At 39.6% G+C, this 18,822-nt stretch carries 18 protein-coding genes and 2 tRNA genes; 8 read left to right on the top strand and 12 right to left on the bottom strand.

The window, feature by feature from the left end; translation table 11 throughout:
- Positions 1-22: 22 nt before the first annotated feature.
- A complete protein-coding gene (locus H5157_RS18990) occupies positions 23-1,360 on the bottom strand; it encodes an ankyrin repeat domain-containing protein (RefSeq protein WP_182725286.1) in 1,338 nt (445 codons plus the stop codon).
- 357 nt (positions 1,361-1,717) lie between these two features.
- Entirely contained in the window at positions 1,718-2,311 is a 594-nt protein-coding gene (locus tag H5157_RS18985; protein WP_024595677.1) for a phospholipid-binding protein MlaC, read from the bottom strand.
- Between the two features lie 245 nt (positions 2,312-2,556).
- On the opposite strand from H5157_RS18985, the gene H5157_RS18980 reads away from it, so the two are divergent.
- A complete protein-coding gene (locus tag H5157_RS18980; RefSeq protein ID WP_182672816.1) occupies positions 2,557-3,093 on the top strand; it encodes an acyloxyacyl hydrolase in 537 nt (178 codons plus the stop codon).
- Positions 3,094-3,182: 89 nt separating this feature from the next.
- Positions 3,183-3,329, top strand: a complete 147-nt coding sequence (locus H5157_RS18975) for a DUF2897 family protein (protein ID WP_138489348.1) — start codon at positions 3,183-3,185, stop codon at positions 3,327-3,329.
- A 52-nt stretch (positions 3,330-3,381) separates the two neighbouring features.
- Here H5157_RS18975 and H5157_RS18970 read toward each other — a convergent pair whose 3' ends face one another.
- Both H5157_RS18970 and bamC read right to left on the bottom strand, forming a co-directional pair.
- A complete protein-coding gene (locus H5157_RS18970; RefSeq protein ID WP_138489349.1) occupies positions 3,382-4,752 on the bottom strand; it encodes a YjiH family protein in 1,371 nt (456 codons plus the stop codon).
- A 66-nt stretch (positions 4,753-4,818) separates the two neighbouring features.
- The gene (gene bamC / locus H5157_RS18965) at positions 4,819-5,880 is read right to left on the bottom strand and encodes an outer membrane protein assembly factor BamC (protein ID WP_039487313.1); all 1,062 of its coding nucleotides are present in this window, start codon (positions 5,878-5,880) and stop codon (positions 4,819-4,821) included.
- Positions 5,881-6,238: 358 nt separating this feature from the next.
- On the opposite strand from bamC, the gene H5157_RS18960 reads away from it, so the two are divergent.
- Together H5157_RS18960 and bcp are read left to right on the top strand one after the other, a co-directional pair.
- Positions 6,239-6,772, top strand: a complete 534-nt coding sequence (locus H5157_RS18960; protein ID WP_007583906.1) for a glycine cleavage system protein R — start codon at positions 6,239-6,241, stop codon at positions 6,770-6,772.
- An 11-nt stretch (positions 6,773-6,783) separates the two neighbouring features.
- A complete protein-coding gene (bcp, locus tag H5157_RS18955) occupies positions 6,784-7,263 on the top strand; it encodes a thioredoxin-dependent thiol peroxidase (RefSeq protein WP_182712191.1) in 480 nt (159 codons plus the stop codon).
- A 445-nt stretch (positions 7,264-7,708) separates the two neighbouring features.
- Here bcp and H5157_RS18950 read toward each other — a convergent pair whose 3' ends face one another.
- Positions 7,709-8,452 (bottom strand): class I SAM-dependent methyltransferase, encoded by a 744-nt coding sequence (locus H5157_RS18950; protein ID WP_024604945.1) that lies wholly within the window; start codon positions 8,450-8,452, stop codon positions 7,709-7,711.
- Between the two features lie 226 nt (positions 8,453-8,678).
- Complete coding sequence (gene queE, locus H5157_RS18945) at positions 8,679-9,344, bottom strand: 7-carboxy-7-deazaguanine synthase QueE (protein WP_024591014.1); 666 nt, start codon at positions 9,342-9,344, stop codon at positions 8,679-8,681.
- 145 nt (positions 9,345-9,489) lie between these two features.
- Between queE and queC the strand changes: the two genes are divergently transcribed.
- Complete coding sequence (gene queC / locus H5157_RS18940; protein WP_002960416.1) at positions 9,490-10,146, top strand: 7-cyano-7-deazaguanine synthase QueC; 657 nt, start codon at positions 9,490-9,492, stop codon at positions 10,144-10,146.
- 93 nt (positions 10,147-10,239) lie between these two features.
- Here the strand turns inward: queC and H5157_RS18935 are convergent, their stop codons facing one another.
- Positions 10,240-10,689 carry an isoprenylcysteine carboxylmethyltransferase family protein gene (locus H5157_RS18935; protein ID WP_007378935.1) on the bottom strand — a complete coding sequence of 150 codons (450 nt, stop codon included), beginning with the start codon at positions 10,687-10,689 and terminating at the stop codon, positions 10,240-10,242.
- A gap of 470 nt (positions 10,690-11,159) precedes the next feature.
- Between H5157_RS18935 and H5157_RS18930 the strand changes: the two genes are divergently transcribed.
- The gene (locus H5157_RS18930; RefSeq protein ID WP_010553668.1) at positions 11,160-11,402 is read left to right on the top strand and encodes a hypothetical protein; all 243 of its coding nucleotides are present in this window, start codon (positions 11,160-11,162) and stop codon (positions 11,400-11,402) included.
- Positions 11,403-11,406: 4 nt separating this feature from the next.
- Here H5157_RS18930 and H5157_RS18925 read toward each other — a convergent pair whose 3' ends face one another.
- The 5 genes from H5157_RS18925 to H5157_RS18905 all read right to left on the bottom strand — a co-directional run bounded on the left by H5157_RS18925 (position 11,407) and on the right by H5157_RS18905 (position 17,523).
- The gene (locus tag H5157_RS18925; protein ID WP_182725285.1) at positions 11,407-12,429 is read right to left on the bottom strand and encodes a hypothetical protein; all 1,023 of its coding nucleotides are present in this window, start codon (positions 12,427-12,429) and stop codon (positions 11,407-11,409) included.
- A gap of 101 nt (positions 12,430-12,530) precedes the next feature.
- Positions 12,531-13,211 (bottom strand): tRNA (adenine(22)-N(1))-methyltransferase TrmK, encoded by a 681-nt coding sequence (locus tag H5157_RS18920; RefSeq protein ID WP_182712194.1) that lies wholly within the window; start codon positions 13,209-13,211, stop codon positions 12,531-12,533.
- Positions 13,212-14,150, bottom strand: a complete 939-nt coding sequence (locus H5157_RS18915; protein WP_182725284.1) for a class I SAM-dependent methyltransferase — start codon at positions 14,148-14,150, stop codon at positions 13,212-13,214.
- A 2-nt stretch (positions 14,151-14,152) separates the two neighbouring features.
- Positions 14,153-16,147 (bottom strand): excinuclease ABC subunit UvrB, encoded by a 1,995-nt coding sequence (gene uvrB, locus H5157_RS18910; protein WP_182725283.1) that lies wholly within the window; start codon positions 16,145-16,147, stop codon positions 14,153-14,155.
- Positions 16,144-17,523, bottom strand: coding sequence for an MATE family efflux transporter (locus H5157_RS18905; RefSeq protein WP_138489356.1), 1,380 nt, complete (start codon positions 17,521-17,523; stop codon positions 16,144-16,146). The genes uvrB and H5157_RS18905 overlap by 4 nt, the downstream gene beginning before the upstream one ends.
- A 1,051-nt stretch (positions 17,524-18,574) precedes the next feature.
- Between H5157_RS18905 and H5157_RS18900 the strand changes: the two genes are divergently transcribed.
- Positions 18,575-18,651 (top strand) — tRNA-Asn (locus H5157_RS18900).
- A 21-nt stretch (positions 18,652-18,672) separates the two neighbouring features.
- Positions 18,673-18,749, top strand: a tRNA-Asn gene (locus H5157_RS18895).
- Positions 18,750-18,822 lie beyond the last annotated feature (73 nt).

Below are 18,822 nucleotides of genomic sequence, written 5' to 3'. Positions count from 1 at the left end.
TTTATTAATTGTTTAAAACTAGCTAAACTAAATCGCTCAAGGCAGCTAGCACCACAATACTCGCCAACCCTATTTGAGCAATTAAGCTAATAAACGAAAAGCCTCTAAGCACAAACAAACCCCAAGGGTGTTTAATATGTGGATATAGCGCACAGCGTTTTAAAGTGGTCGCAAAGAAAAAACAAATCACTGCAGTCATAGTTAAACCCAGCGTCAGCTCACTTTTAATTGAGAGGGTTTCATCAAAAAAGAAAAACAACTGTAAAGGCAGCAATATAGTCACAATAGCATGTAGCACATGCACTTTTTTAATGCGATCGAACTGCCCTTCTGGCGAAAGTTCTTTAATACCAAAGTCACGCTCTAAACATTTAACTAAGTTATTAGCTTTAATACTCACCGCTAAACGGTAACAGCTTAAACCTTCTTTATTACGTGCCCTAAAATCGTATCCGGCTTTAATAAGCAGCACCATTAACGACTCATTTTTAGCAAACACAGCATAATGAAGTGCAGTATTACCAAAGTTATCTGTCGCTTTTTTGTCTTGCTTTGCAAGTAGTGTTTCGATCACATTTACAAAGCCTTTTTCGGCGGCCCACATAAAGGCTGTTTTATTGTTTTCATCAGCAAGTACACCAGTAGCGCCTTGCTCAATAAAACGCATTGCCATTGTTTGCTTGGCTGTTTTTTTACGTAAATGAGTAAGCAAAGCTTTTTCTAGCAGTACAACAGAGTCAACATCAGGAGAAACCTGCGTAAGCAGCGTAAAATAGTCTTTACCCGCAGCTACTTTTTCGCTGGCAAGTTCACAAAGGGTATCCAAGTCAGCAATAGACTCTGGAATAAACGCACTTAGGCGCTCTCTAAAATCAACTTCCTTCCAAAGCGCTAATGTGTCCTTTGCCGAGAGTTTACTTTTATTATTTAACGCATGCTCAATTAAGGTGAAGTAGCGTTTACTAAAAAATAAATCGACTAAAGACAGTGGCGTATCTATGGTATTTTGTGCAGCCACGCTTGCGTATTTTTCAAGGCGCTGGCACAGCATAAGCACTAAGCTTTCAGGGGTGTATTCATTATCGTAGTAATGGCTTTTAACCGCACTAATATACGCTTGTGCGTCTTCGTCATATTCAGAGATATGTTGAAAGTAACATTCTTCAAATGGCTCCAGCGGGGTTAGCCATGCCAAATAATAAATAGGTGGCAGCACGGTGGTGCATACACCATCGTCTTCATTTGTAGAACGACAAGCAGGCCAAGCTTCCAAAGCATCTAAAATAAAGGCACCGTTTTGTTCTACCAGTCCTTTAATAAGTAATGGGTATTCCTTTGGCCAAATCAGTACATTTTCCATTAAAACAACACAACTCCAGTGTGGCTTGGGGGTGGTAAGTTATATCAGTTTTAAGCTGACACCACGCTTAATCAAAGTGCCGATATTCTAGCACACCTTTGTTTTGCTGCTAGCGCAAAATTACGCAATAACAACAATCCTTTAGGATTATACCAATTCGCTTAATTAAGTGATTTATTTTGAGGTAAAAAACCGTGTGATAGCAAGGCAAAAATTTCGTTATTTAGTTGTTCTAAATGATTAAGTATTACTGTGGATTGGTATTGTCCTTAGCAAAAATATAAAAACGGCCAAGTACATAAGTAATTGGCCGTTTTTGAGGTTGGAGTTGGGCTTAATCAGATCCAGACAAATAGTCTATTTACTTTTTAACTCGCTAATAACTTGCTCTAAACCCACATCAGAAATGCGTTGAATAATCTCTTTTTGTTTAGCACTTAATAGTGAAATGCCTTCAGCAACAATATCGTATACTTTCCACTCATTGTTTTTACCTAAACGAAGCTTAAAGCTTAAGTCGATAGTAGGCGCATTTGGCTCAATAATTTGCGTATTAACTGTTGCGTATTCAGAGTCACTTTTTGCGTTATTACGCTCAAATACTACTTTTTGACCCGTGTACTTCATTAGTGCACCGGCGTAAGTGCCTGTTAAGTAATGCTCTACTGCATCTATAAATTGAACAGCTTGCTCGCGCTCAATACCTTTAATGTGTTTACCTAATAATTTAAACGACACAAACTTAACGTCAATATGTGGCATTAAACGTTTTTCAACAATGGCAGCCATCGCGTCTTTGCTGGCTGTACCTTTTGAGTTTACTTGGCCAATATCTGCAAAAAGCTTGTCGGCTACCGATTCAAGTAACTGATCTGGTGATTGCTGAGCTTGTGCAAATAACGAACTGCTAAAAAAAGCAGTGGCTAAAACGAATAGTTTAAAGAGTTTCATAATTGTATATGTCTGTGTGATTAAGATGGCTGTAATTTACGCGAACCATACGCAATAAAAAAGGCACAAATAAGCAACTTATTAATGCCCAATTAGCACCAATCAAATAAATAAAATAAATTCAAGCAGTTAGAAAACTCCATTAACAGCTCATATACAACCGGCATTTTGTCCTCATTGTAATTGTTAACAGGCCGCCCTTATCATTTAGTTATCAACTTAAATCAAACGAACATTTGGCACCTATGAAAACGTCACTTAAAACACTTATTATCTCTTTTGTATTAGTAGTTTCACTTTTTGGCAAGCTTGCTTTTGCTCAATCGGACCACGGTTATGCCGTTGACTTTCTCAAAGGCGAAGGTAACGTAAACGGCGTTAAGCTTGCGTATCAGTATCATGCACCTGGTATGCAAAACCTTATTGGTGATGCACGCTTTTACTTTGAAACCAGCGTAAACATGTGGGAATACCGCCACGGCGATGAAACACAATCAAACCTAGTACTTGCTATGTCACCTGTACTGCAATTTCCTGCTTTTAGTTTTAACAACACCCCATTTTATGTAGAAGCAGGTATTGGTGTATCACTGATTGATGAAACGCAGTTTGCCGGTAAAAACATAAGTACTCACTACCAGTTTGAAGACCGCATAGGGCTTGTAGCCGATTTTGGCCACACCAATGTTGCCCTTCGCGTTATTCACTATTCAAACGCAGGCTTTAAAGAGCCAAACCCTGGTCTTAACTTTTTAACGCTTTCGGTAGCGAGACGTTTTTAACGTTATTGATTGTATTTTTGAGTAAATCAATTGCTGTTATAGTGCAAAGCGGTCACACTTAAACGTACTAAAGTTTAGGTGATACTGCGATGCAAACTTGGCATATTGTAATTATTGTCGCTGTTGTTCTTGCCATTATCATTGGTAATATTGCGCTGATTAGACTCTCTGCAAAACAGGAGTTTATAAAGCCCAACGCCAATATAAAAAATACAACAGACACAAAAAAGCCCTGATCAATCAGGGCTTTTTCAATAATACCAACTCGCTAAATATATTTTTGCTAATTTAGCCTACTAGCCAATGCGCCATTAGCGCAATAACAGGTAAAGTAATTAGCGTTCGCAAAATAAATATAATAAATAGCTCTAAAATATTTACCGGTATTTTACTGCCAAGTAAAAGTGCACCTACCTCAGACATATAAATAAGCTGAGTTACACTCATTGCGGCAATAATAAAGCGCGTTACATCACTTTCAATAGTCCCTGCTGCTAATATTGACGGAATAAACATATCAGCAAAACCAACCATAATAGTTTGCGACGCAGCGGCTGCTTCGGGTACTTGCAATAGCTCTAAAAATGGCACAAACGGCATACCTAAATACTGAAATATAGGCGTATGCTCAGCAATGATCAGTGCAAATGTGCCTACCGCCATTACTACAGGTAACACACCAAACACCATATCAAGCGCATTATGTACGCCCTCTTTTATAGTGCCTTTAACACCCGTTGAGTTATCTGCTTTAGCTAGTGCAACATCTAACGAATGGCCAAATAAAGTTTTATGACCCGGAATTGTTTCAGCGTCTCTATCTGGCTCAGTGCCATCAATGAGTAAGTCTTTTTTAAAGCGCAGTGGCGGTAATCGCGGCACAATAATAGCGGCAACAATACCGGCTAAACATACCGTTGCGTAAAACGGTGCAAATAGGTATTCAAGTTTAACTTGCCCAAGCACCACTAAACTAAATGTAATTGAAACCGCTGAAAACGTAGTACCAATAATAGCCGCTTCGCGTTGTGTATAATGCTTTTGATCGTACTGCCTTGCAGTCATCAAAATACCCACACTGCCATCACCTAACCACGACGCAGTACAGTCTACCGCGCTTCTGCCTGGTACACCAAATACAGGGCGCATTACTTTGGTCATTAACGTACCAGCAAGCTCTAATAGACCAAAGTTAATTAATAGCGGCAGTAATAAGCCCGCTAAAATAAATACCGAAAACAACACAGGCAATAAGTCATTTAATACCAGCGCGCCAGTATTGGCCGAGGTAATCATCTCGCTGCCTAGGCTTAAGTACGTCATTAAACCAAACGCCATACCAAATAAGCGTACCACCAGCCATGTCCAGCTCACATCAAATAAATGCTTTAACAAAGGTGAGTTACATATAGCGGCGGGTTTAAACACTTTAGTAATTACAGAAATAACCCCTGTAATACAAATAATGAGGGTAATAATTGCTTGAGCAGAGCCAAGCATCATTGCTTGAACCGCTTTTGCCATAACTGCAATAGGAATGGTCATCCCTTGCGAAGTACTAATGGGTGTCATAAATAAAAACACACCAATTAACGAAGGAACCAAAAAAGTAAACCAAGTGCGCCACGTATAGTGTGAACGTTCAGGTAGCTGAGACATATTGTTTAACCTATAAAAACCACAAAAAGAGCATAGCGCTCTTTTTGTGGTAAAACTTATTATTATTTAAATTTTAATGCCGCGCTGAATGAGTGCTGCTTCTAATGCTTGTTGTAAACCATTCATAGTACCTGGCTCAAGCGTTTCGCCTTTATCATCCATCCACGTTAAGCTAGTACCGCCTTCTTTAGTTTTGCTTACTAAAATTTGGTATTGGCCTTCATCAATAGGTAGTTGAGCTACGTCATCACCCCAAATTGAATCCCAAACGCTTGTTTCTGGTTTAGTATAATCTGCAGTAATTAAGCCCGTATCTGGGTTAATTTCAACAATAGAGAACGACAAGCGCTCTAAAAACCCAGAGAAACGGTCAAACACAGCGTCGTAAGATTGCTCAGTTACAAGCGCTGCATTACCTTTATTATCAAAGCCCATTTCAAGAGAAATAATACCTTGGCGTTTACGCATATCAACTTCAAGTTGACGGTAACGGTAATCAAACTCGCTCACTACTTGGTTAAGCGCACGTACTTCTAGCTGCTGCTTGAGTAAGTCTGTTAACGTTTTATCACCTTTAAAATCAATCAGCTCTACACGTAAAGACGCAGTACGTTGATGTGACTTTTCTTCAATAGTGAATCTAAACTTTTCTAAATCATCGTTAACTTCATCGCCCCACCACCAAAAACCTTCTTCGGTTTTAATAATTGAGTACCAATCAGTTTCAATAATACCAAGTAGCTTATCTTCTTTAGTAGTTCCTGCATTATTATCAGCTAGGACAGATTTAATCGTGTCCCAAAGAAATTCATCTAAATCAGCAATGCCATCGTTTTTATCAAAATAAATACGCGCTTGTTTATCTGTCTCTTCTACCCAACTGCCTTTAGCAATTGTTAATACTTGTGCCGGTGGGCGGTAATTTGTAGCTTCAGGATTGTTGTCGTATTGACCTACATCCATTTTATAAACTGGGTCTTGAGCTGGTTGAGATAACGACGCTGGTGCTTTTACAGGCTCATGCGTACGATAGTTACGCTCGTCATGTGCCTTATTAATAAATACACTACACCCTGATAAACTTACCAATACACTTACTGCAAGTGCTTTTGGGATCCAATACTGCACAGATATTTCTCCTTAGCATACCCTTTAATTGTTTTAACAAATATATGAGTGGGTAATACCGATTTGGTTCAGTGTAAAATCAATATTAACTTTACATTTATTATTTGGCTGCCTAAATGCAATAAAGTTCAGCACTTCAACTTAGTAAGCAACTAAGCGCAAATAAGCAAATTTTAGCTATGGTACTTTCCCGTGCCAGTAAAAACAAGAAACACCGCACTTTAAAAGCGCTTAATTAGCGTGTGCTGTAGTTTAGAGCCCTTTTTGTGTTAAACTTCGCCGCCGTGCAACTTCTCGTGTGTATTTTTGGTGTTGCCAACTCGGTTGATATAATCCAAGTAACAAGGTATTTGAACTCATGACTGCATTTTCAAATCATCAAATTGTTTTAACAGCGATTGGCGAAGACAGACCCGGTATAGTAAGTGAACTAACCCAACTGGTTAGCGATTGCCACTGCAACATTATTGACAGCCGTATTGCTATTTTAGGCTGCGAATTTACCTTTATAATGCTACTTAGCGGGGACATGTCGGCAATAAGCCGCATAGAACACGTACTGCCCACTAAAGCCATGGAACTTGGCCTGCTAACCATGATGAAGCGCACAGCAAGTCATACTCCTAGCGAGTTTTGTGCAGGTTACACACTAGAATATACAGGCATAGACACCCCTGGTACATTGAGCAAAGTAACGCGCTTTTTTGCCGACAATAATATTAGTATTTGCTCACTTAAGTCAGACACTTATTCCCAAGAAGACAACATTAAAATGCGTTGTGAACTTGAATTCAACATACCTGTTGATGTAGATATAGATCAATTTAAAATTAGTTTTGAGAGCCTTTCTCACACACTAAACGTAGATTATATTTTTAAACGAATTCGTTAAGGATGCTAAACATGAACACAATTAGTCCATTACAAGCTGGCGATACTGCACCCGCTTTTAGCCTACAAAACCAAAACGACGAAACAGTAACATTAAGCGAGCTGTTAAAAGAGCAACAAGTGCTTGTGTACTTTTACCCTAAAGCGTCAACGCCAGGCTGTACTGTACAAGCCGAAAACCTACGCGATGAGCAAGCACAGCTTGCTAAATTTAACACCCGCGTTGTCGGTATTAGCCCAGATCCAATTAAGCGCCTTAAAAACTTTGAAACTAAAAAAGAGCTTAACTTTGATTTATTAGCCGATGAAGATCACGCCATTGCTGAAGCATTTGGTATATGGGGCTACAAAAAGTTTATGGGTAAAGAGTACGATGGTATTCACCGCCTAACATTTTTAGTAGGCCAAGACGGTAAAATTAAACACTTGTTTGATAAGTTTAAAACTAAAGATCACCATCAAGTGGTTTTGGATTACTTAGCGGCGGAATAATCTTGCTGCAGAGTAAGCTAGCGGCTGAGTAAGTTAGCTACCAGCTATTAGACAAATACAGAAAAGCGTTGTTCAAGGGCAACGCTTTTTTTATGCTAGTTATTAAGAATTTTTGTTAAGTGAAAGCATGATCGAGGGAGGGATAAATAGGCAGTCAATAACAGCCATAGGGGTCAAATCTTGACTTCATACATCATAATTAATTAGCTGTTTATATTCGCCGAAACTTATAACAGCCATAGGGGTCAAATCTTGACTTCATACATCATAATTAATTAGCTGTTTATATTCGCCGAAACTTAAACAAGCTACTGTGTCGGATGGCGCTTCGCTTATCCGACCTACGTTTTCAAATATATAATGCGGGGTTATTGGGTGTGGGTATTGGCCGTGGGTATGGAGCTCGTTGGGTTTCGCTACGCTCTACCCAACGTACGTGTTTAACTTAAATTTTTACGCAGACGAAAATGGCGTTGCCTGAGCGCTCTGCCCATGGGGTTATTTTGTCGTAGTCATGTTCAAATATATGGATTTCGAAGTAAGGTTTTAAGGCTTCTTTAAGCTCGGTATAACTAAAAGCCACCATTGGGTGCTCGTCGTGCCATACGAGTGTTTTATCTGCGGTGGTTTTTTCTATGCTGAGTTTTAATAACTGTTTACTGCCGCTGCCACTATAGTGCCAGCCAGAACGAAATGTGAAGAAGCTATTTTCGCTTGTTGCTGTGTGCTCTACAAATGAATCGCTGTCGATTTTGTTTTTATCAACCGTGTTAAAACAAAATATTCCACCTACGTTTAATGCGCTGTGTACGCTGGCAAGGCATTCTTTTAACTTATTAATGCCGTCGCAGTAATGGATTGAATACAAAAAGCAGGTAATTAAATCCAAGTGCTCGGTTACCTTAAATTCACTCATGTTTTGCAACGAAAATTGCGCTTCTGGGCAGCGAGTTTTTGCTTTATCTAGCATTGGCTGGTTTAAATCAAGCCCACTACTTTTATAACCGTTATCAATAAAGTGGCGTACATGCGGGCCGGTGCCACATGCTAAATCGAGATGGGTGTTTGCGCCATTACCAAAAATTTGGTGCAGCCTGTGAATAGAATTGCTTTGGGCTTGATAATTAATATCTGCACACATTAAGTCGTAGTAATCAGAAAGGTCGGTGTAAAGCGCGTTTGCGGACATATAAGCCTAGTGGTAAGTAGTAGAATATTTTTAAGTCGCGCATAGTAAACTAGTTATGGCTATTAGCGAAGAAGATATGAGTTTTAGGGTTGTCGGATGGTACTTCGCTTATCCGACCTACGTATTTAAATATTATAAAACGTTATTAGAAAATGGTGCGGAAGTGGAGATTTGTTGGGTTTAGCTTCGCTCTACCCAACATACGTAATATAACTTTAAGCTGGCTTTAACTAATTCCTAAATACTTATGTACTTGTATTGATAGGCGCCAGTTTTTGGCAATACAGGTGTCGATTGCTAATTTTGTTGCTGATACTTTTTGGCTAATTGGCTGCAAATAAACAAGCTTAGGGTTAACGCCTGTTTTAGCAAATAATTCTTCTAACTCTTCTACATGCTTTTGCATGGCAACGGGGTGTTTAATTTCATTGGCACGCTTCATAGCGCTGGTGAGTACTTCATAACCGCCGCGCATATTGATTTTTGGCGATACCGTTACCCATGTTTGCTCTGGGGCGAGTATTTCAAACGTGCCGCTGGTTTCTATTTGTGTGCTAAAACCGTGTTCATGTAATAAGTTACATACTGGATTTAAATCAAACATGCATGGCTCGCCGCCAGTAATTACAACATGCTTTGCGGTGTAACCACGTGATTGAAACAAAGCTAAAATTTGCTCTGCACTGGCGTTAGCCCAATGATCTGAGTCGGCTTTTTTTTCTACGGTTTCATCCAGCGATACTTTATATACATTATCAACATCCCACGTTTGCTTGGTGTCGCACCAAGAGCAGCCTACAGGGCAACCTTGCAGACGTAAAAATATTGAGGGTGTGCCAGTAAAGCTAGCTTCACCTTGAATGGTTTCAAACACTTCATTAATTTTGTACAAAAGAGATCTCACTTACTACCTAGCAGCCAAATTGCTACTATTAAAAAACCAAAAAGCGCTGTGCAAAAATTGTTATTTAAGCTGCGGCCGTGTAGTATATCGCGCCCTGATATAAACCTCTATTAAAACTAAGAGCAAAACAGATATGACGCAAAAAGTAGTTGTTATTTATTCCGGCGGTATGGACTCATTTACCGTATTAAATAAAGCCCTGCAACAAGGCCATGATGTATATGCCCTTTCATTTGACTATGGTCAGCGTCATGTAAAAGAGCTTAAAGTAGCGGCAAGTGTGTGTGAAAAATTAAACGTTCCACATAAAATTGTTGATATTTCGGCGATTAACCAACTTATTGGTGGCTCATCACTTACTGATGATATTGACGTACCTGAAGGCCATTACGAAGAAGAAAGCATGAAAAGTACGATTGTACCTAATCGTAATATGATTTTGCTCTCGCTTGCTGTTGGTTACGCGGTATCACTTAAAGCTAGCCAAGTTTATTACGGCGCTCATTCTGGGGATCATGCTATTTACCCTGATTGCCGTCCTGAATTTGTGCAAAAAATGGATGATGTGTGTCGTATTGCGAACTACGACGCGGTAGAAATTTTTAGCCCGTATTTAAATAATACTAAAATTGGTATTTTAACCGACGGTATTGAAATGGGTTTAGATTACAGCCAAACGTGGACCTGTTATAACGGCCGTGAAAAGGCCTGTGGTAAATGTGGCGCGTGCCAAGAGCGCCTTGAAGCATTTGCACTAAATAACATTACAGACCCGTTAGAATACGAATAAGCCGCAATTAATTAGTAATACAATTGCTGCAAACAAAAAAGGCTATCATCGATAGCCTTTTTTGTTTGTCAGGTTTTAAGTCAATGGTATTGATTACAGCCAGCGTTTTACGCGCGCTTTATAGGCGGTAAACTCTTCACCAAATAATTTAGTGAGCGCACGCTCCTCGGGTATTATTTGAAAAAATGTTAAATACGCAATAAACCCGATAATACATAAAAGCGCCCACAAGGAACTTAACCAAACACCCCACCCTGCTAAAATAAATGCAAAACCCACATACATTGGGTTACGCGAAATTTTATAAATGCCGCTCGTAATAAGTTTTGACGCTTGCTCAGGTTTATTAGGATTTACTGTGGTGTTTGCTATTTTAAAGCTCGCCACACCTGCAATACAAAAAACACACCCAATAATGACCAAACTTGCTGCTAGGTAGGTAATAAATGCGGTGAAATCAATAACACTGTAATGCGCAATAAGCGCCATTATGCCTGCAAAAAACAGCACAACGATAACCGGTGGAATTTTATTATTTAACATGGCAACTCACTGTATTGGCTAAAGTATGTTTATTATATGGTGATTAGGGCGTGTTGTTCTTTGGTGATTGAATTTACAGCAGTATGTTTGGTTATTAGGCAAGGCAGATCCTATGTAGTGTGGCTATCCCCCATAAATAGGCGATAACGCAGCATAAAGACCAAACATGCGCTGCCCTTTGGGTTCTTTCTAGGGGACAATTAACTCTTTGTTGCTCGGTTTTTACTTAGCCCAATAGGTTACAAACCTCGCGCCGCGATTTAATCGCCCCTAGATTGAACAAATTTCAATCAACAAAGATTAACACGCCCTAGCCATTAAACAATATCTAAAGTGTATAAATGATGAACACGCTCAAAGCTGAATTAAATAAAGTATACAAATTAAGTTACAATTGTCAGCTTTATCAAAAGCGCTTAAAGGTTATACTTTAACCATAAACGAATAATAAAATGATAAGGAATGAGGTTATGTCTGGAACTACGATGATTGTACTTATTGTGCTAATTTCGGTTGGCTCAGGAGTAGTTTACGATATGTATAAAAAGCATCTTGAATTTAAGCATAAAATGCAAAACAACAACAGCGATGCCCATAAACAACTAGCTGAAACAAACGCACAAGTGCTTGCATTAAAAGAGCGTGTACAAACACTTGAGGCTATTGTTACTGATTCAAGCTTTAACGTTAAAGATGAAATTAATAAACTTTAAGTTTTTATAAGTAATTTGGATATAAATGCGCATTTTCTGGCTGCTCAATGCCGTGAGCAGCTAAAAACCCACCAATAGCTTGCCCGCAGCCCTGTGGTGCTCGCCCACTGTCTATCTCAAAATTTAACTGATTAGCATGTTGCTTACCCATAGAGCAAAGCCCTACGGTACTTGGCGAGCGCATAGCGATACTTAGGTTACCTATTTGTTCAACCACTACGTGCTTGCTAAAACGGGCAAAACCTTTGTATTTAAACTGCTCGTTTACGTAGTCATTACTTATGGCCACCAATGCCGCAATTAAGCCGTGTAAAAAACTATTAGCGGATGAGTCTGCTGTTAAAAACGCAATTGTTTTTTTATTAAACTCGCTAAGCTGGCAATCCTCACACAACAGTTCAACAGTATATAAATGTTGCTCGGCTACTTGCTGCTGACTTTTCAGCTCAATACTTTTTCCTGCAAATACAATACGTTTAAGCACTTCATCAACGTTACTTGTAACCGCTTCGCTTTTAACAAGTTCAGGGTTTTGCGCCATTACAGGTAAGTCGTGGTGATTGTTAAATGGCGTGCTTGTTGCGCCGCTTTGCATTAACTGAAAAAGCTCTCTTACTTCATGTTCACGCGCTACTTTTAACGCTAAAAATGCGCTTTGAATAAGCTCTGAAGTAGGTAAGTTTTCCTCTACTATCCAACGTCTGCCAAATAATAGTTTTTTAGATTTGGCTTCATTAGTAGATGCGCTTTTTTGGTAGTTATCAGGGCTCAGCACTGCTACTTGCAGGTAAATTTCTTCACCTTTTTGTGCAGCGAGCACTCTAAAGTGAGCCGAAAACTCAATACTCTCAAGTACTTCGTTTACGCTTTGAAGCGTGTGCTTGTAACGTAAAAAATGCTGTGGCACCACCCAATTACTATTAGCCAATTGCACCAGGGGTGCATAAGAAATAGGTTGCTCGTAACTGTGTTGCCATTTTTGCTCATTGCTAAGCAAATGATTAATGTGACTCTTGTTATCTGACATAAATAAACCAAATAAACTCGCGTAGTGCGATATAAACTATGAACACATTACGTCGTCAATGTCGTAATTAGATCACATGTACGCCCTACTTTCAGGCTTTTTTAACTATCGGTGAGTTCTTGATAGTCTGTTATAACTTTTTGATAGTATGGCTTATCTTTATTGAGCATTTTATTATAATGATTTATGAGTTGTCGTTGGTACATAGCGTGCTCTGTACTAGCAAAGTCCCACATTTTGTTGCCGGTATGGCTAATCTCATTATTGGTACTAAAGCTCACTTCAATCACTTCATAAAAACGTTTGTTGTCGTAGACTATTTGTTCACTTATAAGCCCTAAACCGAGTTGTTTTAAACCCACTCGCAACTTATAAGTGTGATGCACTGGGCATAAAATAAACCGAACATTATTTAAATGCTCCACTGCGTTATTAGCAATAATTTGTTGTACTAAACTTAACAACAGCTCACCGCCAACACCTGCTATTACAACTACTTGGCTTTTACTTTGAGTAATTTCTATTTTGCCTACATCCTGACATAAGACCTGCCACTGCGGATTTTTATCACAGGTTTTTTGTAATTTATTAATAGATGATAATTGCGCTTCTAGGTCGTTCATTAAAGTGGCGACTATATCTACAAAAATAACGTGGTTTGCAGCTGCGCGTTTTAATAGCGCCATGCCTAAATAACCATGGTCGCAGCAACAATCCCAAATAATATCGTGATGCTGCGAAATTAATTTATCAATGGCAGTTAGGCGTTTACTGAGCTTCATTTAAGCAGGTGTTTGTGACGTTTTATAGACAAGCGCTTTTAAACTTTTGTCGCTGTCTACTTCAATAAAACGCTCGGTGGGGGCTAGGCGCTCAACAAATTCAATTGCGCCTTGGGTGTTCTCGTTTATTAATGCTTTAAATGCATCTTCGCTAAGCTCTGGGCTATTAGCACACAATAGTAATTGTGTGGTATCGCAAAGTAGCTCTGGCAACCTGCGCAGCACTTTTTGATAGTCTTTAGTTAATATAAAGCTGCCTTTTTGAAAGCTTGGCGGATCAACTATTATTAAATCAAACGGGGCTGCTTTTTTTAGTTTTCCAAACGATTTTAAAATATCGTGAGGTAAAAAACTTACGCCGCGCTCAAAACCATTTAGCTGATGGTTTTGCTTGCCGACTTTTAGCACGCCTTTGCTCATATCCATGTTCATCACATGATCTGCCCCGCCTTGCATGGCGGCAAGCGAAAACCCACACGTATATGAAAACAAATTAAGCACTTTGCCATGCTTGCTGTTAGCCATTACAAATTCACGGCCGCTGCGCATATCGGGAAATATTCCGGTATTTTGGCGGCTCTGTAAATCAACCAAAAAGCGAATGCCATTTTCGGTTACAACATGTGGGTTAGGTAATTGCCCATAAACCACGGTGTTTTGGCTTTGTACGCCAGCACGTTGCTGGTACACAAGTGACGTAATAAGCTCTGGCTGGTTTTCTTGTGCCCACTGCCACACAACATTGGTGAGCTCGCTTAGTGTTTGCTCGTCAATTTCATCGTACGAAACCAAAAATAAACTGGGCGGGTAAAAGTCTAAATTAACATGGCTTAATGCTTCGACACTGTGGCCTCGGCCATGAAAAACACGACACAGTTCATTTTTTAAAATTGGTGCGTCTTCAAGCGCAGTAATAAGAGGTGTAAAGTTTGCTGTCATTTTTAATTAATCAACTGTTGTTGTAGTTCATGTATTTCATCGCGAACAGAGCCCGCTTTTTCGAATTCTAGGTCGCTTGCGTATGCATGCATTTTGGTTTCAAGCTGCTTAATTTGCACGGCAATTTCTTTCGCACTAAGAACCTTTTTAGACTCTTTACGTATAAGTTTAAGGTTGTCTTTAGGAGCCGCTTCCTCGCCTACATCCATTACATCAAGTATTTTTTTAGCCAGAGCATGAGGCTCTATACCGTGCTGAACGTTGTATGCATGCTGAATTTCGCGCCTGCGTGCTGTTTCGTCCATGGCTTTTGCCATTGATTTTGTAATTCTGTCACCATATAAAATAGCGCGGCCATCTAAATGACGCGCAGCACGGCCAATGGTTTGTATCAGCGAGCGAGCTGAGCGTAAAAAGCCCTCTTTGTCAGCATCAAGTATGGCAACAAGTGCCACCTCTGGCATATCAAGGCCTTCTCGCAGTAAGTTAATGCCCACTAACACATCAAACACGCCAGCTCGTAAGTCACGAATTATTTCAACGCGCTCAACGGTATCAATGTCTGAATGTAAGTAACGTACTTTTACATTATGCTCGCTTAGGTAGTCTGTTAAATCCTCAGACATACGTTTAGTAAGTGTAGTTACCAGTACGCGTTCGCCCTTCTCCACACTTTTGTATATTTCTGAGAGTAAATCATCAACCTGATCGCCCACAGGACGTACTTCTATAAGTGGGTCGAGCAGCCCTGTTGGGCGAATTACTTGCTCTGCTATTTCGCCCGCGCAGCGCTCTAACTCAAAGTCGCCAGGCGTTGCCGATACATAAATAGTTTGTGGTGCTATGGCTTCAAATTCTTCAAAACGCAGTGGCCTATTATCCATTGCTGAGGGCATTCTAAAACCATACTCAACAAGGTTTTCTTTACGGCTTCTGTCGCCTTTATACATGGCGCCAATTTGCGATACGGTTACGTGCGATTCATCAATAATCATTAATGCGTCATCAGGTAGGTAATCAAGCAATGTTGGCGGCGGATCGCCTGGCGTACGCCCAGATAAATAGCGGCTGTAGTTTTCTATACCCGAGCAATAACCAAGCTCGGTCATCATTTCTATATCGTATTGCGTTCGCTGTGCTACACGTTGCTCTTCTACTAACTTGTTTGCACTGAGTAACTGGGCGCGTCGCTCTTTTAGTTCTTCTTTTATTTTTTCGATAGCGCCAAGTATCTTTTCACGCGGGGTAACATAGTGCGTTTTAGGATAAATAGTAGCGCGCACTATATGCTTTTCAATTGCACCGGTAAGCGGGTCAAAAATACTTAAGCGCTCTATTTCATCATCAAACATTTCTACACGTACAGCAAAAGTGTCTGATTCTGCTGGGAATATGTCAACTACTTCGCCACGTACACGGTATGTACCTCGGCTAAAATCTATATCATTGCGGGTATATTGTATTTCAGCAAGGCGGCGTAGCATGTCGCGTTGATCGACTTTTTCGCCCACTTTTAAAAGTAGCATCATTTTCATGTACGATTTAGGGTCACCCAAACCATAAATAGCCGATACCGATGCCACAATAATGGTGTCGCGACGCTCAAGCAATGCTTTGGTCGCACTTAAACGCATTTGCTCTATGTGCTCATTTATCGAAGCATCTTTTTCAATAAATGTGTCGCTAGATACAACATAGGCTTCTGGCTGGTAGTAATCGTAATACGATACAAAGTATTCAACCGCGTTTTTAGGAAAAAACTCTTTCATCTCGCCGTATAGCTGCGCAGCCAATGTTTTATTGTGCGCCATTATTATTGTTGGACGATTTAAATCGCTAATAATATTGGCCATAGTAAAGGTTTTACCTGTACCGGTGGCACCTAATAACGTTTGGTGTGCAAGCCCCGCTTCTAACCCTTCGCATAGCTGTTTAATGGCGGTAGGCTGATCGCCTGCTGGTTTGAAATGTGATTTTAACTGAAAATGGTCGCTCAATTATTGCACTCCTGTAACGATTCGCCGCTCAGCGCTTCTAGTTTTTTCATAAACCATTTATATGCCACTATTGCTGTAAATAAATTACCTATGGCAGCGCCTATAAATAACCCTAATAATCCGGCTATTTCGTTGCCGATATAAGCAAATGGTACATAAAATATGAATAAACGAATAACGCTTAGTACCAATGCGTTCATTGGTTTGTGTAAAGCATTAAACGATGAGTTTGATAATATGATCACCCCTTGTAAGCCATAGCTTAGTGGGATGGTATAAATAAAGAGCTTAATTACATCTATTACGGCTTGTTCTTTACCAAATAATTGGCTTATTACACCTGAAAATGCAATTAGTAATACGTAAATGGCAAATTGCCATACCATCACAAATTTTAGTGTGCCGGTATACGCTTCTTTAACACGGCATAATTTGCCAGCCCCAAAGTTTTGACTCACAAATGGCGGTAATGTCATCGATAGCGCAAGCACTAAAATACTTGCAATAGATTCTATCCGGCTTCCTACTCCAAATGCGGCCACGGCTTCTGGCCCATGATGCGCTACTAAGGCGGTCATTACAGCCATTGCAACGGGTGTAAGCATGTTTGCACCTGCAGCAGGTAAACCAATTTTTAATATTTTACGAATAGCGCCAGTTACAGTTTGCTTGCCCGCTTTTAGACTCAACAAACGTTTTTTAACCGCTAATATATATAAAATAATAACCACAGCGACCGACCATGCGACAACACTTGCTATGGCAGCGCCTTGAATTCCTAACGCGGGTACCGGCCCAAAGCCAAATATCAGTATTGGGTCAAGTACGGCGTTTATCAGCCCGGCTCCGCCCATTACTATACTTGGCGTTTTGGTATCACCGCTGGCACGCAGTACCGAATTACCAATCATTGGGGTTATTAAAAATACGCTACCGATAAACCATACATTCATGTATTCATGTATTAACGGCAATACTTGCGCGCCCGCTCCTAGTAAAGTAAATATGGGGTCAATCAGTAAATATCCAACAGATGACAACACAATAACCAAAACCACACCAACCATTAAAGAAATACTGGCATCAAAACGTGCTTCATCAATTTTATTACTGCCGAGCGCTTTCGCTATTACTGCTGATGTACCGATCCCCAGCCCTATTGCTAAGCTGATAACGGTAAAAGTAACTGGAAATGTAAAGCTCACGGCAGCTAATGGTTCGGTGCCAAGTAAACTTATAAAAAAGGTGTCTACAATATTGAACATCATTAGTGTGATCATGCCGAATATCATCGGTATGGTCATCGTCTTTAATGTAGGCAAGATAGGATCGTTTAGTAAATCTGGGCGAGTCTGAGATTTTGAAATTGCGCGCATGAAATAAATAGGCCTCTTTTACTGAACGAATCATTTTAAAGCATCAAGACAGTTCAAGCCACGGATTTATCACTACAATTGATGTAATTACGTAAGTAAATATTCTAAAAAATAGTAAAACTTGGTTTTTACATCTTTTTGTTAAAATAGAGCCTAAACACGCCAAAAAACAATTAAAACACATTTTTATAACTTTTATTACAAACACCCTGTGTTATCTGATGCTTTTTTACACAAAGCAACTACTTGGTTTATCGTTACGAAAAAATTCATTCATGGAGTTACATCTATTAGCCACCAAAACATAACCCACTGTTTTACAATGAATAAAAAATAGTGATTTAAAAGCTTGAAATCGTTGTAGCACCCTAAAACATTGGTGCCGATGATGTTCTTAAAGTTTCATAAACAGAGTTATCCACAGAAACCGTGGATAACTCATTCAAAGCCGCATTTATAAAGGCCTTGAGAGACTAGCAATTTTCGCTGAGGTCCAACCAATTGTTGATTTGCTAATTGTGGCATTTTTATAAACTCACACTGAAAACGCAAGCTTGCCGATTTTTCTTCTTAACATAGTTATACGTTAGTAAATAAAAAACGTTTAATACAAAGTTAAGTTATTGATTGTTCTATTTTTGAGCGAAGATAATAATTGCTCAATTTATAGATCAAAATTGGATCACTATTAAGAGGGAAAATACTTTTATGACTATTCATGCAGGTATATTTTTAGAAAATTAAAATAAAAAAGTAAATAAATACGAAGAATACCCGAAAGTAAAAAATGAAATTTTATGTTTTTGAGTTGTTTTTTAATTACAAGTGGCTTTAATGGCGTGTTTAATTTAACCAATTTAAAGACTCAACAATAATAAAACTCGCATTAGTATTCTTAAATTCTTAAAAAAACAGCTTTAATAGAGCTATAAATCACGCAGATCGAACACAAAAACAACGAATAAACCTCTTTTTTCAATTTATGACTTTTATATGTTGACACTTTGCGGCTCGGTCATTAATATTTCGCCCCGTTGAAAGGCAAGACGCTTCCCCCTTAGCTCAGTTGGTTAGAGCGACGGACTGTTAATCCGCAGGTCCCCCGTTCGAGTCGGGGAGGGGGAGCCAAGTTTTTCAACCATAAACGATTCCCCCTTAGCTCAGTTGGTTAGAGCGACGGACTGTTAATCCGCAGGTCCCCCGTTCGAGTCAGGGAGGGGGAGCCAAGTCTTTATATATGTATCAGTTCCCTCTTAGCTCAGTAGCTCAGAGCGTCGGACCGATAATCCGCTAGTCCGC

The sequence above is a fragment of the Pseudoalteromonas sp. SG43-3 genome, assembly GCF_014164385.1.
Lineage (GTDB): Bacteria > Pseudomonadota > Gammaproteobacteria > Enterobacterales > Alteromonadaceae > Pseudoalteromonas > Pseudoalteromonas distincta.
Note: the sequence above shows the minus strand (reverse complement) of the source record. Positions and strands in the feature narration are given on the sequence as shown.

Coding starts and splice junctions, on each gene's coding strand:
- H5157_RS18990 (WP_182725286.1), bottom strand. CDS start 1,360: ATGGAAAATGTACTGATTTGGCCAAAGGAATACCCATTACTTATTAAA.
- H5157_RS18985 (WP_024595677.1), bottom strand. CDS start 2,311: ATGAAACTCTTTAAACTATTCGTTTTAGCCACTGCTTTTTTTAGCAGT.
- H5157_RS18980 (WP_182672816.1), top strand. CDS start 2,557: ATGAAAACGTCACTTAAAACACTTATTATCTCTTTTGTATTAGTAGTT.
- H5157_RS18975 (WP_138489348.1), top strand. CDS start 3,183: ATGCAAACTTGGCATATTGTAATTATTGTCGCTGTTGTTCTTGCCATT.
- H5157_RS18970 (WP_138489349.1), bottom strand. CDS start 4,752: ATGTCTCAGCTACCTGAACGTTCACACTATACGTGGCGCACTTGGTTT.
- H5157_RS18960 (WP_007583906.1), top strand. CDS start 6,239: ATGACTGCATTTTCAAATCATCAAATTGTTTTAACAGCGATTGGCGAA.
- bcp (WP_182712191.1), top strand. CDS start 6,784: ATGAACACAATTAGTCCATTACAAGCTGGCGATACTGCACCCGCTTTT.
- H5157_RS18950 (WP_024604945.1), bottom strand. CDS start 8,452: ATGTCCGCAAACGCGCTTTACACCGACCTTTCTGATTACTACGACTTA.
- queC (WP_002960416.1), top strand. CDS start 9,490: ATGACGCAAAAAGTAGTTGTTATTTATTCCGGCGGTATGGACTCATTT.
- H5157_RS18935 (WP_007378935.1), bottom strand. CDS start 10,689: ATGTTAAATAATAAAATTCCACCGGTTATCGTTGTGCTGTTTTTTGCA.
- H5157_RS18930 (WP_010553668.1), top strand. CDS start 11,160: ATGTCTGGAACTACGATGATTGTACTTATTGTGCTAATTTCGGTTGGC.
- H5157_RS18925 (WP_182725285.1), bottom strand. CDS start 12,429: ATGTCAGATAACAAGAGTCACATTAATCATTTGCTTAGCAATGAGCAA.
- H5157_RS18920 (WP_182712194.1), bottom strand. CDS start 13,211: ATGAAGCTCAGTAAACGCCTAACTGCCATTGATAAATTAATTTCGCAG.
- H5157_RS18915 (WP_182725284.1), bottom strand. CDS start 14,150: ATGACAGCAAACTTTACACCTCTTATTACTGCGCTTGAAGACGCACCA.
- H5157_RS18905 (WP_138489356.1), bottom strand. CDS start 17,523: ATGCGCGCAATTTCAAAATCTCAGACTCGCCCAGATTTACTAAACGAT.